Below are 16,662 nucleotides of genomic sequence, written 5' to 3'. Positions count from 1 at the left end.
GCCGTGCCTATTGTCTGGCAAAATTCACGCCAAATATTTAAAATAAAATGATATTGCCTAATTGTTTGTTATTAGATGGAAAAATATTTTTTAGATCATCTGAATACACAAAAAAATAATACAATTGTTCGTTTTTCTGGAAAGAAAATACGAAATAACGAAAAATCACCGGTCAGCTTTGTAAATCCACAGATAAATTTTTAAAAGAAAGAGTGGTGGTAGTTATGCGTGATTGATACTTTATCGAATTCTGAAATTCCATTTCGTGAATTTGAGGTTTTTCCACTTAGCGTTGCTGACTCGTAAATCGTGCCTGAGCACTCCCCCGTTGAGTCGAGCGAAGAGCAACCCCCAAAATCCCTCCCCTAAATGTAAGAAATTTGTCAGGTCACCTGTCTATTCTGCAGTAATACAAGAAAACGTAATCTAGAAACACCAAGGGAGGACCGAATGGACACTGACGGAATAGAGCAATTGATAGACGAGGCTCATGCAATTTTCAATGCCACATCAATTCACGAAGTAATCGACCTTGATGATCAGGCTGCTAGGGCATTTTTAATGGAAGCGTATGGAAACCCTAAGCCTGAACTTATTGATCAATATCTTGAGGTTGTGGCGAAGCTGAGATAGTGCTAGCGGATACTACTTGTAGTCAATACAAATAGACTGGTTTTGGAGTTTATCGGCCAGTGAAGACCTGAAGATTATCACTTCATTTCTGACATTTTGGTTTTACATCGACTGTAATGTGCAGATCAAACTCCACTTTGTCAGATTTTATTGTCGTAACTTCTGGCTTTTCTACAGGTTCCATCGGGTTTGCTGAAAGTTTCTCATTAAATTCTTGGAGCTTCTTGGCCGCATTTTCCAGTTGTCCTGGGAGTAGGGCTAGATATTCTTCTGTTGTAGAAATCGAGGCATGGCCCATCCATGTTTTGACTACATATATGTTTTCGTATGCTGCTAAAAGTCTAGTACAGCAGGTATGCCTCAAAGCATGAGGTGTCAGTGCTTTATCCTCTTCACCTCCCGGCTGAGTCCTTCTCCATTTCTTCCAGCGCTGCTTATAGTTGTCTGAATTATTGTATGGGAACACTGAGTCAGTCTGACCTGTGACACGTCTTGCCATGATTTCTTTCACACGATCCGTCATGGTGATGACCCTGCTTCTGCCTGATTTGGTCTTGATCCGGTTTAGGATGATGGCATTTTGATTGAAGTCAACATGATAGCCTGTGAGCTGTGACAATTCGCCAGTTCTCATGCCTGTATCGAGTAAAACCTTGACAGCATCGGCAAAGTCTTGGTCCCGTGCTTCAAAATATGCAATCAAACTATCAAGTTCACTTTGAGTGAGAATCCGTTTCTGACTCTTGACGCTGTACTTCTTGGCGGTTGGATAGCTCTGAAGGTTTCCAAGTCTCACCTCGTTCTTCAGGATAGTGGTGACGGTTGATAGATACTTATTGACTGTCCTTGGTGCCCTCCCACCATGTTTTCTGCCACCTTCTCCCTCTCTGAGTCGATCCTTGAGGTCTTCCAGCATATCGAAGGTAATTTCCTTAATGTCAGGATCACCGAGCATCTCTGTGAGTAGTTCAACTTTTAGCGTTGCTTCACGAAGAGTTACATTATCTTGCCAGAGTTGCCTTATGGCAGTTGCTGCAGCCACACTAAATCGTCTTCCATTTGCTTTGGGGACAGAGGTTTTACGTTGGGGTGATAGGACTTTTGGTGGAATATTTTGTTTTACACGTTGTCGTTCGTGGTCAATCTTCTTGATCAATTTCTCCTTTTCTTCCCGCAGGAGCTGGCAAGCTTCGTTATAGTCTTCAGTCCTTGTTGACTTCCGAAGCCGGACTCCCTGGACCATTGACTCGATAAACCAGATGCCTCTTACTTTAATTAGCCCTCTCATTAATACCTCTCTGTGGCAGACGTTTGTTTTTGCATCTCATTAAACATCCTTGATCTATCCGGATGTGTATTATCATGCATTAATGTATGTAAATATCTGATATATATGGTAAATGTATACATAATCGGTGAAAGGAAGGCAAAGATAAACTTGAGGAAGGCTAAATGTTTTTGTCAATGATGTGCGGTGGAGTGGTTTGGAGAGAGGACAGTCTTCCCAATCGGCAAACTCACAGTGGACGACAGTTCGGTAACCATCGCCCACCACGAGTGACCCACCGTTTTGGCAGTTTAGTTTAAAGTCTCCAAATCCCACACAAGGTCTTCACCTCCAGGCTCATACATCGTGACCTCTTTGATCAGCCGTAAGATATTGATTCTGCCTTTTGGTGTAATAAACGTGGTGGGATACACTGAGTTCCCTTTAACTTTTTCAGACACTACGAACCACCCTTGGTCCACATACCTGTCGTAGGGCAGTGAGTTACCCTTCTGGATTACATTGCGTTCCCTGAGTTGCTCAAAGATTTTCCTTGCACCTGTTGGTAAGCTTTTATCCTTCAAGACTCTCCCATAGTCACTAAGAGTCATCAGACCTTCAGACTGACCTAAGACATGATCGACGTAGGCAACCTTGGGTGCATCCTCTTGGACCTTGAGCTGGAGCTTCTCGTTGTCTGCTGCAAGTTGGCCAGCCAAGAGTAAAGCCTCGGATAAAGTCTGAGGGATTTCATAAGCTGGCACTTCTAATGCCCTCCGTTCACACTCAATGAAATACTTCCTGATCATCTTGCCCTGCTCATTGTTCTCGACCATGCAGAGTTCTTTCGCCATGAATATCGTGAGGTGGTACTCGGTGGTTGGTCTGCCTCCAGTACTTTTTGACAAAGTTATCAAATAGTCCAAACCCTCAGTAAAATCATATCGTTGAATACGATTCTTGATCCAATTGGCAAACTCTTGTCGACTTCCGAGTTTCTCATGAAGCTCCCGTGCGTTAACGGTATTGACCTCATTGCCATTCATGTTGGTGGAATCTATAACAGGAACCATATGCTTCTCTGCTTCTGTATCGATTGAAAAATTGTATGCGCTGTTCATTGTATTCATTTGTATTCTCCTAGTAGACATACTTCATGTACGTCTTGTTTTATTGAGCATAGAAAAAGGGTGACCACATTGTGTGACCACCTCATGTTTGATAACCTTGTTTTGGAAAGCTGATATCGGTTTGGCGTTGCGTGATTCAGGCCTGATCTTTTTCAACAATCTTTGTCGCTTTTTTTATCAAGGAGACCTTGTCCAACCTGTTCAAGCTGCCTCTTTATGCGTGCCGCTCGTGCTCTGATTTTTGTTCTCTCATCAAGGAGCTGGGCAAGCCGATACTCTGTTGAATTCTCGTCGAAGAAAAGGCTAACAATGGTTACCCAAGACTTGGAGTAAATATCCAGTTTTCTTGCAGCCTGACGATATTTCCGCAAGTCAAGAAATCCTTCTTCCTCTTCATAGAGCAAGTCCCGCTGTCTGCTCTTGTTCTGAGCTAATTCTCTCTGAGTCTGGGCGTATTTTTTGGCTATTCTACTGAGCTGTTTGTTCTCGTTACTAATGCGATCAACTTCATCATGCAGGTCGTAAAGTAATTTACGGAATGCATTCGTCATGAACATTTTTGATTGGTATGCGCCAAAAATATTGCTTAATGTGAACCCTTTCTTCTTAAGAATCTTGAAGAGTTCTTGCTGCGTTTCTGTCTTACAATCCCACATACCATTGATTACATCGTCAATGCTTAAGGTACGTTCAGCTTGTCTCTTGATGATTGATTTTGTTGAGATGGTGTACATAATGTTTCTCCTTTTGGCGCACTTCAGGCGCACTTGTAGTGTTTACCTCCGGTATCATTACCGTGAGGCAGTTTGATCCAGTGCCTGCCCTATGCAGGAGACCGGAGAGTTAGCAGTTGGTTTGTCTGTGGGTTTCAAGGGGAGAAGCTTTGCGGTATGACGGTTCCTTGTATTCTCTACGAAGTCGTCATAGCTCGAAATACATCTAACGCATTGTAACTATGTGGAAATATGAGATGGCTCTTCGTGGATTACAAAGAGTAAGGCTTTGGGTTTTGACGGTTAGGTGTCTTCATAACGAAGTCGTCATAGAGTAGCTTCTCTCTAAGTCGTAGTAATTCTATGGAAAATAATAGTAGATGCTTCCTTGGCAGGTTATTGATCAGGGAGGTCGGATCTGAGATAATCCAAGTCGGTCTGCCGGATGTTTGTTCTATTTGAGATACAAGAGATGGACATCAAGGGATGATGCTTCGAGATTTGGTGCTCAGAGTTGGAACTTTCGGTTATCACAATGAGGTCCATTCGGCTTGATGAAGACAGATATATAAAGAGACAATAAGAATATTTGTTGACTCAGGTCAGGACATATGTGCCAAGGCATCAAGTGGACACTGGAAGGTTTTTCCATCGGGATTATACTCAAAGCTCCCATCATCTGGTGAATGGAAGAGTCTGCTCAGAGGTATTTGATGCTCAGAGTCAAATTATGATACTTGTAACCAGTGATACTCTGAGTTCATGAACTCCATATACATAGGTCTCAGCTCAGAATTCTTTCATTAGTATTGATTATCGATATATCTGATCATAACAGGATGACTGCTCTGGAATTCCACTGAGCTATTGCACATATTCATGTGTCTCAACTCAGAGTGTATCTTATGAGTCTATCTACCTGTAATGATGATTATCTTATGAATATCATCACAGCTCAAAGTGATTCATCAGTATTGATTGTCTATGCTCTGAGACTCCATATTCATGGGCTAGGGAGCATAGAGTCTTTACAGCGTAGCTCATAAACAGCTCTATGTTCCCACTTCATATACATGAGTCTAGACATAGAGTGTCCACTATAGCTCATTATTATTGATAGGATAATCAGACCATAGTAGACACTCATAGTCACTGTATGAGAGAGAACTACATATACATGTGTCTCAACTCATAGTAGAAGCATATGTCTCATCAGACCTCTGAGTCTTCTTTTACCTCTGTGTTTTGTACTCTGAGTTATGACCTTTTCTATCTAAGGGTCATGTTTGAGACGTCAATGATATCATTAGCTTACAGACCTCCGTGCGGCTTTTTTGCGGACAGTGTTTCAGCCATTGTCTGCACCAGTGCTGGGAACATCAGGCATTGAGCCAATCTTCGAGTATCTTCCTCATCCGCTTTGACGGCAGGTAGAGGTAAATCTTCTCGTCATTCCTGATAGCCGACCTCCAGATCCACTGTATGAGGATATAGAGCGCCCACCTCTCTGCGTTATACTTCAGGCCATGGGCTTCTATCATCTTCACAATTGGTGGAAACGGAAAGACATTGTAGAGATACGCTAGGTGGTGCTTGTGGCTGTAACCATTTGTTGCTCTCTTGTTGAAGGCAACGAAAGTCTCATCAGAAATGAACTCTTTGGTCAGTCCATTCTTTGAATCACGAAAGGCTAACATCGAGTCGGCAAGACAGGTGAACATGAAGTCGTCGGGTTCTACCATTCTGCCTCGTTTGTTTCTGAATAGGGTTCTCAACTCATTGACTATTATCTGCCCCTCCTGACTCTTTTTCCTTGGCTTAAAGTTCTTTCTCATAGATTCAGCAGAGAAGTGATTGTTCCAGTGTCCATATCTGGTTTTCCCTCTCACAACTGGTGGCTCAAGAAACTCAATGCGGTCCTTAAATGCATTTCCTGAGTAATGCCCAGAGTGAGGCTGAAGGTCAAAATCACTGAGGCTCCCGGTTTTAACTCTACGTGACAGCTCAAGGTGCTCTACCTCTATCCCTTTAATCTGGAACCAGTAATCAAGGTCAGTATCTTTGAACGGGTAGGTCAGTATTGTCACTTCCTCGAATACAGAAAGTCTCTGTTCCTGCAATGAGAAGGTATAATAGTGACTTCCTCTATCGGCAGTGACCCTGTAGAGGTCTTTAACCAGTGCATCTTTCAGTAGAGCTTTGTGGGTATTGGATGCTAGATTACCGTCTGCTTTCCTGAAGCTGTGAAAAGTCAACGGATCAGACTGCAATAAATCGACACCTGGCTTCATTTCCTTGATGGTCAACGCACCCAGAGTGCAGAGGCCTGAGATATCAACATCTGTTACCCCGACAGTTTCAAATGCTGTTACTACTTCGTCCATGACAAGTTTCCATTTTCCCTGCTGGACCTGCACAAAGCTCTCATCATTGAGATGCTTCTCAAAGAGGGCATGAGTGATCAGGATTACAGGTGCATGCTCAAGGGCTTCATCAAAGCGTTCCTTCTTGCTGTTGCCTTCATAAAGACTGACAAGACCTTCGATATCCTGAAGCAACTTCTCGTAGCGTTTCAATTCTGTAAGCATCGGCAGGACCACTATGTGCCTGCTCTCAGGGTCCGCTTTAATCTTCAATGTAATGTAGGTGGATTTTCCTGTACCCATTACTGCGTCAATTACTATGTACTTCATTATTTCTCCTCACATTGTTGTTTGCCCTCTGGCGAAGGCAGGTTAATAAAATGAGACACCAGTCCGACTACTTGCACTATGCAAGCATTGGGATGCCACTGACCGCATGAGCTGGGTAGGGCTAATGTGTCTGGATTGATTGTATTCCTACGAATGCAGGGTGTTTTTTCCTCACAAAGAAAACCTGAAGGGCTGTGCACGGAGTTAACCCAGTGTGAGGAGCTGAGTGTATCCACCCTTCAGGCATTTTTCGCTTTTCTCTTCTGTTAGTGTGTCGTCATAGAAGTTGTTGATATATTATGACGTTATCTTATTTCTTTGAGCTGCCCTTAAATTGAGGGTCTGGCTTTTATACACCTTCGCCTTGTTCTCCTAGCGGTGTACGGTGGTCAGACACTTTTTGATTCTCGCTTCTATTAGGAAGGCGTCATAGAAATTACTGATATATTATAACTTTACGTGATGTCTTTGAGCTGTCTTCCAGTATGTCGCCTTTCAGCCTTCTCTACTCCGTTGTCATCCAAGAAGTCCGTCAGCTCTGTGTTTCAGCTCAGTGTCAATCACCTATGGTTCTGTCCAGTTAAGTATACTTATCTGTGCACTTCCGCAGCACCTCTCAAACCCGTATTTCTTCGTGTCCAATAAACTTGATAATTTTCATATTGACACAATGTCAAGAGTAGTTTAGATAAATATAGACACGCAAGAGGTAGGATTCTCCGAGAGGAGCACACTGAGTCAAACAAATGGAGGACAAATGACAGGACAGAACGTTTCTTACATCAGGGTCAGCAGTTATGATCAGAACACCGAGAGACAGCTTGAGGGCCTCACTGTTGATCGAGAATTCAAAGAGAAGGCATCAGGCAAGGATACCGAAAGACCAGCATTGAGAGCCTGTTTAGAGCATCTGAGAGCAGGTGATACGCTTCATGTTCACAGCATTGACCGACTGGCCAGGAACCTGAAAGACCTTCAGGACTTAGTGGAGAAGCTGACAGGTAAAGGCGTGGTGGTCCAGTTCCATAAGGAGAGACTGACATTTACTGGTGGCGAGAACCCAATGCAGAAGCTGATGTTTCAGATGATTGGGGCTGTAGCAGAGTTTGAGAGAGCCTTGATTAAAGAGCGGCAGAGAGAAGGTATTCAGAATGCCCTGAAGAAAGGCGTGAGGTTTGGTGCACAGAAAAAATTGACTGATGAACAGGTTGAACAGATCAGGGAGAGGGTTCAAAAAGGCGAACAGAAGAAAGCACTGGCGGCAGAACTCGGTGTCTCAAGGCAGACCTTGTATACCGCTTTGGGTAGGTGACAATGTGTATATTAATTGGGGAGGGCTATATGGTCTTCTCCTTTTGGTTTGGGTTTAATGTCTTCCTGTGGGGGACGAAGGGTGGGTAGACGGGGGATGTCGGCGGGAAGTATCCTCATCGATACTGTCTCAGATTTTTTGCTGGTAAAACTTGAGGTGGATTATTTTATGATTCTCAAAGCCAGTTCTTGTCTTGATAGAAAGATCAGGAACAATTATGTTAGGATGTACTTGGTGAACATCATTGTTTTAAACCTCTCCGCATTTTAATCAGTCAAACTATGGATGATAAATTGAACAACCGTGTTTTTCTAAGCTATGCTCATGATAACCTTGAGATGGTTCGGATGGTATATGACGGACTTGTAAAGCGGAAGGTTAATGTCTGGTTTGACAAGGTGGATTTGAAGCCTGGAAAGTGGTTACCACAGATCATGAAAGCAATCCCTCGAAGTCGCTATTTTGTTATCTGCATTAGTGAGGATGCTCTGCGGAAAATTGGGGACGATAAACCAGGTTTTCAGGATGATGAACTCAACAGAGCATATGAAATTGCTATGGCACAGCCAGATAGTTCTTTTACCATTGTGCCTGTAAGACTTGAAGATTGCGAAAGAGGTGACATGCGACTGGCAACATTTCAACAATATGATTTATTTGAAGAATTTGAGCAAAGACTGGATCACTTAGCTGTCAATTTGGGAGGTGTGTCTTTAGGAGATAGCCTAGCTGAAGATACTCGTACGGAAGACCAAATGATATTTGAAAGTCTCCATGGAAAAGCTCAAGCTCTTGCCTTTGCCGGTGATCATGGAAAGGTTTTGGTTATTTCAGACTTGTTGCTAATGATGAAGACTGACGATCCGATTGCCTGGCACAGACGAGGTTATGCTTTGGCTGCACTTGGCAGGAATAATGAAGCTTTGGATGATTACGATAAGTGTCTTGAGCTTGATCCTGACAGTACCTTTTCCTGGTACAACAAAGGCCTTGTTCTGGTTAAGCTTGACAGGCACGAGGAAGCTTTAGAGGTTTTCGACAAGTGTCTTGAGCTTGATCCTGACCTTTCAGTAGGCTGGCACAATAAAGGTGCTACTCTGGCTGAACTTGACAGGAATGATGAAGCTTTGGAGGCTTTCAATAAGTCTCTTGAGATTGAACCTGACAGGGCAGCTACCTGGTACAACAAAGGCATTGCTCTTAGTAGGCTTGGCAGGCACGATGAAGCCTTGGAGGCTTACGATAAGTCTCTTAAGACAAATCCTCTTGATTGCGAAGCTCTGCTCAGCAAAGGTACTAGCCTAAGAATGCTTGACAGGAATGATGAAGCCTTGGAGGCTTTCAATAAGTCTCTTGAGATTGAACCTGGCAAGGAAGCTACTTGGTACAGTAAAGGTGTTACCTTGGCTAAGCTTGACAGGCACCATGAGGCTTTGGAGGCGTTCAACAAGTCTCATGAGCTTGATCCTGTCAGGGTGGCTACCTGGTACAACAAAGCCAGTGCTCTGAGTAGGATTGACAGGCACGAGGAAGCTGTAGGGGCTTTCAATAAGTATCTTGAGACAAATCCCCTTGATTGCAATGCCTTGAGGGGCAAATTTGTTAGTCTATTTGAGCTTGACTGGAAGGAGGACGCTTTGGAGGCTCTCAACAAGTGTCTTGAGCTTGAACCTCATGATACAGACTTCTGGTTATGGAAGGGTGCTTTGCTGGGCAACCTTGGCAAGCACGAGCAAGCGTTGGAGGCCTTTAGTAAAGTTCTTGAAATTAAACCAGATGATTCTGACGCTCTGAACTTAAAGAAAATTGCGCAGAGAAAACTTGGCAATTAAGATAACGCTCTAGAGTTAAATCTAGGTTCTGAATCAGCATGAAGCCCAATGCTTTTATATTCCCACAAGGGCTATTCCTAGAGTCCAAGCTTCCTCTTAAATCTCCTTTCCCCATAAATTTTACATTCATAGTGCCTACAGTGTGAAGATTGTAACACATATTATACTGACAACCGAATAATGCCTGATGATTCAAGGAACAAAGTTTTCGAAGCATTGAGCTTAATACCGGAGGCCCCATCAAGCCTGACAGCTATTTCTTCTAATATAGAATGCCTATACAAAGGCCTATACCTACCAAATGCTCGTGGTACGATAAATCGCAGAAACTTGGCACCAGATTCAGAGCGAAATTTTAACATCCATTCGATATCTTCAATTGTTAATCCATCGTGTATGACACAGTAAACATGTACTCGAGTGTATCCCGCTAGGCTCTCAATCCTTTTGCGAACAACTTGAAATGAGTCAAAGCCACAGTAAGCATTGTGAGCATCTTCACGTCCATGGAGAGATACAGCAATAAGCCAATTATTGGCAATGAGGGATACATCAAGTTCCGGTCTAAGGGTTCCGTTTGTTGTGAGTACGCACCCCAGGTCGCTAAACTCATTTGGCAAGGTGAGGAAATTCTCAATGTTGGGATGTAGGAATGGCTCACCGCCTGTAATGCAGAATCTCACTAACTCCTTTTTTTTGGAGAGTAGTACTGAATGGACTTTTTGATATTCTAGGTGAATCCCCTGCTTTCTGGCCATCGAGGATGAAAAACAGTTCTGGCAAAAAAGATTGCACCATGTGGTTATTTCAGCACATAGGTCAAACGTGCCTTGAACTTGAGTACGGTTTAGGCTGGTAAATTGCCTGGACAGTCTATCTTGTGAAATGATGTCAAGGTCTGGATCGTAACATACCTCTATACCTTGAATTAGTTTTCGAAAAGAGCTTCTGGGCGCCAATTAAGTATTCCTAGGTGCTTAGTGATAATGTTAACTAAAGTCCCGAGTACAATCGTTGATACAACAGCAGCATATGGGTTTGTGTACGAAGCTAAGATTAAGCCTAGCACGATGAGGAAGAGTGGTAAGAGTAAACATTTAAACCAAATTGCCATTGCTTTCCACCACCAGATAGACCACAACGGGCACGACCTGGCGAGCGCTTCTTTGTACCGAGCCGATATTGATTCATAGAGAGATGTTTTGTTCTTAACCTCAATGATGTCCCCTTTCCTCGTTGAGCTAGAATCTAAAAAATGGACATCAAACCGAGCTACATCTGAAGATAGGGCACTCGTATAAAGGTCTTTGAATGGAATCTCGGTAATACGAAGTTCAGTGTTTTTTCTCACGGCTACCTCTTCTGTTCTAAAGAAGTCCTTCCACTCTTTCAATACCTCAGAGTAGTGTAACTGGCGCTGTGTTGATACGTCACGTTTTCTAGGCATCAGGAATACAGTCTGTTTCCTCGCCTTTGCTCTAGCTTTCAGATCCTTGAAAATTGAGGGGGGAGTAACCTCAAGCCCAATATATAGTGTTCCATCTGTTTTTTCAAAAAGCTTGCTTAAGGAATGCATGGCTTTGTTCGAATGTGGGGCACCATGATTCTCGAATACAGTTTGGTGAATCCTTAGAGTATCTATCTGTTCTGACGTCAATCCAAGTAGTGAGAGGTCAACTTCGAGTCGTGTTGTCTTGGTCTTTTCGTGCACAACCTTTTTTGTGAGCAATTCAATGACTGCATCACTTGCATCTTTGAGAGATATATCCAATAGCGATGCAAGCATAGAGGGGGCGGCTTCACGTTCAATTCCGTGTGGGTCTCGTGCTAATGCTTTGGCAGCTCTGGTACCAATCTCGCTAAGGCCAGCACTTTTAGACACATGCTCTATCTTGTCAGTTAGGTCCATCAGTATTTTCCCCTTGGAAGTGCTTAATCTTCATATTAAACTGCTTTTTGTTTTCTAAATATATTGCGTAGTAGTCTACTACGGTTTGCACATCCCACAAGGTCGATACCCAGATTTCAAAGCTTCCTGCTTCTCTATAACGCTGAGATAAATTCACCCATTCATCGACAATGCAAAATGATGGTTCTCATATTCCGTTACCCCGCCAAACATACATGAATTCTACCCAGCCGAGATGAGTGTTTATGCGTATAAACGCCCTGGCTGGATGAAATTAGCACAGCAAAAGCGGGTGCAATTAGCTGAGCGCTATAGTTACTCCCAAAGCTCTGCACGCAGTTCTTACAGTTGTAATCCTTACAGGAAGGTGCATGGAACACGTGGCTTTTAACATTGCCGTTGTTATGCTTATGATGGCACATAGCTAACTGATTCAGACAAAGTCTTTCCTATTTCAAGCTTTTCCAAATAAGTCCAGCCAAAGGTATCACCAGAGCAGTCATCAACCATTTCCAGTTTTCCTTAATGAATCGCTTTCCTGAATATGCAGGGTTGACCTTCACAACTATTGCTTTGTCGATAACTGGGTGTCCTTTTGTCTTTTCAGTGTCTGGTAATTTTATTCTAAGAGATACATGGAGGTGTAATACTTTTTTTCCCCTCTTGCTTGGTGTAACCGTCCAGGCCCACTCAGTAAAACCTGTCGATGCAATTATCTGATCAGGCTCATTTAAAGGAATGATTGTGAAATCATCGCCACTAAGGTCTACCCTCATGAATTCATACACTTTAAGTTCTTCAACTTGAGGGTGACCACGGCCTTTCATCGTAGATACAAAATCAGTGTTCCTCTCTCTAGTAATTCTTACCTCTACTCTTTCGGGCTTTCCTACCTTCATCATTTCCGGAGGGTTAAAAGCAATTTGCCCTACTTGTAGATGTTCCATTTCCTCTTCAAGTATCTCTCGCCAGCTCTTGATCGCAGGATCTGCTTGGGCTGGTTGTAAAATTGAAGGTGGTGATAGATGTGGTCGTACACGTGCAAGAAAAGGTTTAGGTAATTTTAATTCCGTTTTCTCAATAGTTGTGATTTCATGGACATCATCTTCCTCGGATTCAAAGGGTGTATCTACCTCTTCATCGAGATCAATTTGCTCTAGGGGGTCAACATTTTGAGGTTTAGAACCGCCAAACTCACGTTGGAGGAGAATTTGAAAGTCACCAGCAATCGGTGAATCTTCAGTGAGTGGCTCTGTTACTTCCTCAGAATCAATATCAATTCCACTTTCTGTATCAACTTGCTGTTTAACATCCGGACGCCGAGCACCACCGCTAATACTGTAACCTCTTTTAAACTCAGTTTCCTGAATAATCAGTATGCCTGCCAGGCCCGTTACATTTTCCCGCCTGAAGCCTAATTCATGTTCAAGAGTCACTTGAAGATCAAACACAAGTTCAATGAGGTCTTCAGCCAAAGAAGCAAGCTTTAGGCTTAGGCTTTTCTGTTGGACAGCTATTAAATCCGACAATATTCTTTGAGCTTCTGCTTGTTCGGGGTCTTCTTCAAGAGAAGATATGAGATCCTTTATTTCACTAGGATTGTCAACTTCTGAAAGGAGAGTCTTTTTGACTTGAGCCAGGAGGGGAGCTATTTGACCATTTAGATCAAAACTAATCTTAGAATACTTTTGGAACTTTATTCCTCTAACAATGGCAGTAGCAATACGGTTCATATCTCACTCCTAAAGGTAAATCTGGAGGTAATGAAACTATGCGCAACTACAATATGTTATATTTACTCAAGGCTTACAGATCCCGCAAGGTCTATACCCAGAGTTTAGAGCCGCCTGTCTACTCCCAAAACTCTTCACGCAGTTCTTACAGTTATAGCCCCTACAGCTCGGTGCATGGAACACATGGCTTTTAACATTGCCGTGATAGCTTCCTGCTGACGCTGTGTATGTTCTTTCGGTCTTGCTTGATGTTGTCCCATTCCGTATGCCCTTCCTGTAGTCCCATGGTGTCTCAGGATGTTTATCAGCCCAGAGTCCCAACCTTAAGTTCCTCGCATTGTCTTCCAGCCTGAGCCAATCATTACAGAAAGCTTCCTTGCAGTACTTCCTGTATTGCCATGCGTAGCCAGCTTTGATGAGGCTCTGGTTGACATTAGTTCCATTGACCATGACAACGCCTACAGTCCTACCGTACTTGTCAGTATCATAGACTGTGACCTCGGCGGTCTTGCTTGCGGTGAGACTTGAGGTGAACTTCTTGGCGGCTTGACCGAATGCTTGACCCTTCTCTGGGGTATCGATGCCGTATAGGCGGATCTTGTGCTGGTTCCTCGATGAGTCCAGTATGGTAATGGTATCACCGTCAGCAATGTGTATGACCTTGCCTGTTATGACTTGGGAGAGAGCAGGTGTGACCAATAGAAAAAAGGTTAGCAACAGGTTAACAATAAATAGGCGCACGAATATCCTTTGGTGAAAAATGATTGCTGATGATTTCAGATAGGTATACAACAAATTATACTTGGGCGCTGCATGTGGGTGCAATGCTCAATATTTGATGCTACAGGGTACATGAACCAGTCGTTTAAAAATTGCTGCTATGGAAATCTTACATAATGATACCTCAGAATATCAAGCACGAAGACATCATTAAGGCTATTAAACAAATTCAATCAAATGGAGTCCCAGATAAAAGACATTCAACGAAATTCAGCCTGTTGCATGAAGGGAAGGTGTACCCTCCAAAGTATGTTCTGGCTATCGCAAATATCTACGCTAATGGGCACGAGCTTCCAGCGGTTGGTTTCTCCGGAGGAAATGAAGCAAACTCTTATTTGGAAAATCTAGGTTTCGAAATTGTGCAAGAATCATCCTCTTCGAGTTTTAAACCAATCACAGCATATTCATGGGAACAAATATCAGAAACCATAGCTGTGAAACATTCTGATAAATCGACATTTCTGCATAATGGTACTGTGATACCCCAAGGCATCAGGGAGTTCTTTTCTCTCGACGTCCCTTCTATGGATGATGAAGTAGCTCTGACATTGTTTTATGCAGGAAGCGAATACAAAGCAAAAGTGACATTGAGCAATGGTCGTACCAGGCTATTTTGGAGTGAGAGCTTAGCAGAGGTCTTACGACGACAGTTTCCTGATTGCTATGAATCCTTCAAGGACAACGCTGGGCTAGAAGGTAAGTCCCCAGTATTACGTTTTGAAAAATATGCGCATGGTTACCCTCAACATTATAATCTTGAGTTTGTCAGTAGATCAGATGTTCAGCAGGACATTGAAGGCGAAATGGCAGAGGAAGAAGCTTTTCCAGAGGGTGCACCAAAAGAGTACTATGGCAAGCGCTATGAGCGTAACCCTGCGAATCGCATGAGGGCCATCGAGATACACGGGACAAGATGCAAAGGCTGTGGTTTTGACTTTGAAGCAGTATACGGTGAGAGGGGACGAGGCTTTATAGAAGTTCACCATACGAAGCCTTTATATCTGAACCAGAAAGAGCAAACTGTTGACCCTGTCAAAGATTTGTTACCTGTCTGTTCTAACTGTCACAGGATGATTCATCGTAGAAAGGATGATGTTATGACGATTGAGCAGATACAGAAAATGCTGAGTTGACTCTGGAGTGGTTGCATAGCCAGTATTGCTGAGAAGGGGAGTGTAAAAAACTAAGTGCAATGCTTCGAGAAGGGCTGTATGTTTTATCCACAAGCTTTATCCACACGCAAGATGATGAGGAAAACTTTCGACCAATAACAAAGGGTTAGCGAGATGGTAAAGGAGTTCGGTTCGACTCCCGCCGCCTCCACCATTTTTAGTAAGTAACAACAGATCGATAATCTTTTATAAAGCTTTTTTTACGTTGTTCAGATGTTGATCACCTTAAATCTCGGTCGCCTTCCTGGTGACTGAGATTTTTTTCGTTATGGCCCAGGGGGACAATAACGCTGACAGGTAGTTGAAATATGGCGGTGACGTTGTGCTTGATTTGCTTTGGTGACACGATCTTTCCCAAGCAGGGCAGGGACAGTTGATTCAACATTTCAAGTTGTGATCTCCTTTTTCCCGGCGTACTCTATCCTGACACAGGGGGATGGTCATGTGCAGCAAGCGGTTGTTCAATGCTTGTTCCTTTTTTTGCCAACTGGCCGACAGACCAACCTAACTTAATACCCGATAGGTTGAACTGGAACTGACCGCGACAATGTTTCTGTCGAGCATCATAAAGGTTAGCCAGTGGTCCTAAATCTTGGGGCCACTTCTATGTTAACTCAATTGATGGAAAACTCCAATTCCCGCTGAATTAACACAATTTCAGTTTCACAGATGCCGCAAGGGGTGTGTTTCTTTTAGCTTTTTAGGTTACGGATTAATAATATTTCATGTAAGGTCGAATGAGTTTTGCCCTAATTATGGCATTCTGTTTCTCAAGCTTCCAACCCCTCAAATTTAGGAGACTCTTTTCTCATGGCTTTATTTCGGTGCAATAAATGTGGACATCTTCGAGAAGTCCCAAATGACTATATTGGAAAATCAGTCAAGTGTCCTCAATGTAAGGAAGTTGCGCCAATTCATGACACTGTGGCTTTTATTAAAAATGTCATTGAAAAATATCATTTGAAAAATAAAGAGTTACAGCAATTAAAGCAGGAAATTTCAATGACGCAGATCCCAGAGATTGAGGTTGTTGAAGAAACCTCTCTTGAATCAATGGACATCTATAACACGACTGCGTTAACACAAAAAGAGCAATATTTGAGCATCATAGAATGGTTTCAAACTAAGCAGATTCAGATAGCGGTTGATCAGAAAGCAATTGATACGACTGGATTTTTTGATGAAGTGGCTCTCGACTTGGGAAATCAATATGATATCTTACAAGAGGTTGTTGATAAAATTAAGCGTATCCAGGCCAAAGGCTACACAAACGTAAAATTGACACTGGCTTCAAAAAATCAAAAGGAAGTCAAGGCAATCACCAGCTTTTGTCAGAAACTCTACGACTATTCTTTTATTGCTGTCAGCGGCGATCTGAAAGTGTATTTTCTTCAGCGGTTTGAAAATGTATAATCTCTCTTTTTCCTTTTCTTGATTTTCTTCCTAAAAATTAAAATAAACCAATCTTCTTCCCCTCCTTTTTCTTCC

Annotated in this window: 13 protein-coding genes; 5 read left to right on the top strand and 8 right to left on the bottom strand. The window is 42.8% G+C overall.

Going from position 1 to position 16,662, the window contains the following annotated elements; translation table 11 throughout:
• Positions 1-450 precede the first annotated feature (450 nt).
• The gene (locus FCL47_RS10000) at positions 451-633 is read left to right on the top strand and encodes a hypothetical protein (RefSeq protein ID WP_136813368.1); all 183 of its coding nucleotides are present in this window, start codon (positions 451-453) and stop codon (positions 631-633) included.
• Positions 634-715: 82 nt separating this feature from the next.
• Here the strand turns inward: FCL47_RS10000 and FCL47_RS09995 are convergent, their stop codons facing one another.
• From FCL47_RS09995 to FCL47_RS09980, 4 genes are all read right to left on the bottom strand, one after another.
• Entirely contained in the window at positions 716-1,921 is a 1,206-nt protein-coding gene (locus tag FCL47_RS09995) for a site-specific integrase (protein ID WP_136813367.1), read from the bottom strand.
• A gap of 290 nt (positions 1,922-2,211) precedes the next feature.
• Entirely contained in the window at positions 2,212-3,030 is an 819-nt protein-coding gene (locus tag FCL47_RS24540) for an antA/AntB antirepressor family protein (RefSeq protein ID WP_167496447.1), read from the bottom strand.
• A 152-nt stretch (positions 3,031-3,182) separates the two neighbouring features.
• Positions 3,183-3,764, bottom strand: a complete 582-nt coding sequence (locus tag FCL47_RS09985) for a hypothetical protein (protein ID WP_136813366.1) — start codon at positions 3,762-3,764, stop codon at positions 3,183-3,185.
• Positions 3,765-5,122: 1,358 nt separating this feature from the next.
• The gene (locus FCL47_RS09980; RefSeq protein WP_136813365.1) at positions 5,123-6,436 is read right to left on the bottom strand and encodes a DEAD/DEAH box helicase family protein; all 1,314 of its coding nucleotides are present in this window, start codon (positions 6,434-6,436) and stop codon (positions 5,123-5,125) included.
• 757 nt (positions 6,437-7,193) lie between these two features.
• Here FCL47_RS09980 and FCL47_RS09975 point away from each other — a divergent pair.
• Together FCL47_RS09975 and FCL47_RS09970 are read left to right on the top strand one after the other, a co-directional pair.
• Complete coding sequence (locus FCL47_RS09975; RefSeq protein WP_136813364.1) at positions 7,194-7,748, top strand: recombinase family protein; 555 nt, start codon at positions 7,194-7,196, stop codon at positions 7,746-7,748.
• Positions 7,749-8,029: 281 nt separating this feature from the next.
• Complete coding sequence (locus FCL47_RS09970) at positions 8,030-9,580, top strand: tetratricopeptide repeat protein (RefSeq protein ID WP_136813363.1); 1,551 nt, start codon at positions 8,030-8,032, stop codon at positions 9,578-9,580.
• A gap of 161 nt (positions 9,581-9,741) precedes the next feature.
• Here the strand turns inward: FCL47_RS09970 and FCL47_RS25615 are convergent, their stop codons facing one another.
• The 4 genes from FCL47_RS25615 to FCL47_RS09945 form a co-directional block, all read right to left on the bottom strand.
• The gene (locus tag FCL47_RS25615) at positions 9,742-10,539 is read right to left on the bottom strand and encodes a radical SAM protein (protein WP_136813362.1); all 798 of its coding nucleotides are present in this window, start codon (positions 10,537-10,539) and stop codon (positions 9,742-9,744) included.
• On the bottom strand, positions 10,509-11,489 hold the full coding sequence (locus tag FCL47_RS09960) for a hypothetical protein (RefSeq protein ID WP_136813361.1): 981 nt from the start codon (positions 11,487-11,489) through the stop codon (positions 10,509-10,511). The genes FCL47_RS25615 and FCL47_RS09960 overlap by 31 nt, the downstream gene beginning before the upstream one ends.
• A gap of 449 nt (positions 11,490-11,938) precedes the next feature.
• Positions 11,939-13,222: a hypothetical protein gene (locus FCL47_RS09950; protein WP_136813360.1), complete on the bottom strand. Its 1,284-nt coding sequence runs from the start codon at positions 13,220-13,222 to the stop codon at positions 11,939-11,941.
• A gap of 66 nt (positions 13,223-13,288) precedes the next feature.
• Positions 13,289-13,963 carry a thermonuclease family protein gene (locus FCL47_RS09945; protein ID WP_240744199.1) on the bottom strand — a complete coding sequence of 225 codons (675 nt, stop codon included), beginning with the start codon at positions 13,961-13,963 and terminating at the stop codon, positions 13,289-13,291.
• A 155-nt stretch (positions 13,964-14,118) separates the two neighbouring features.
• Here FCL47_RS09945 and FCL47_RS24760 point away from each other — a divergent pair, with 155 nt between their 5' ends.
• Positions 14,119-15,135 carry an HNH endonuclease gene (locus tag FCL47_RS24760; protein ID WP_205747274.1) on the top strand — a complete coding sequence of 339 codons (1,017 nt, stop codon included), beginning with the start codon at positions 14,119-14,121 and terminating at the stop codon, positions 15,133-15,135.
• Between the two features lie 849 nt (positions 15,136-15,984).
• On the top strand, positions 15,985-16,587 hold the full coding sequence (locus FCL47_RS09935) for a hypothetical protein (RefSeq protein ID WP_136813359.1): 603 nt from the start codon (positions 15,985-15,987) through the stop codon (positions 16,585-16,587).
• Positions 16,588-16,662: the final 75 nt, after the last annotated feature.

Source organism: Desulfopila sp. IMCC35006, assembly GCF_005116645.1.
Taxonomy (GTDB): Bacteria; Desulfobacterota; Desulfobulbia; order Desulfobulbales; family Desulfocapsaceae; genus Desulforhopalus_A.
The sequence above is the reverse complement of the archived record's forward strand: the minus strand, read 5'-3'. Positions and strand labels throughout refer to the sequence as shown.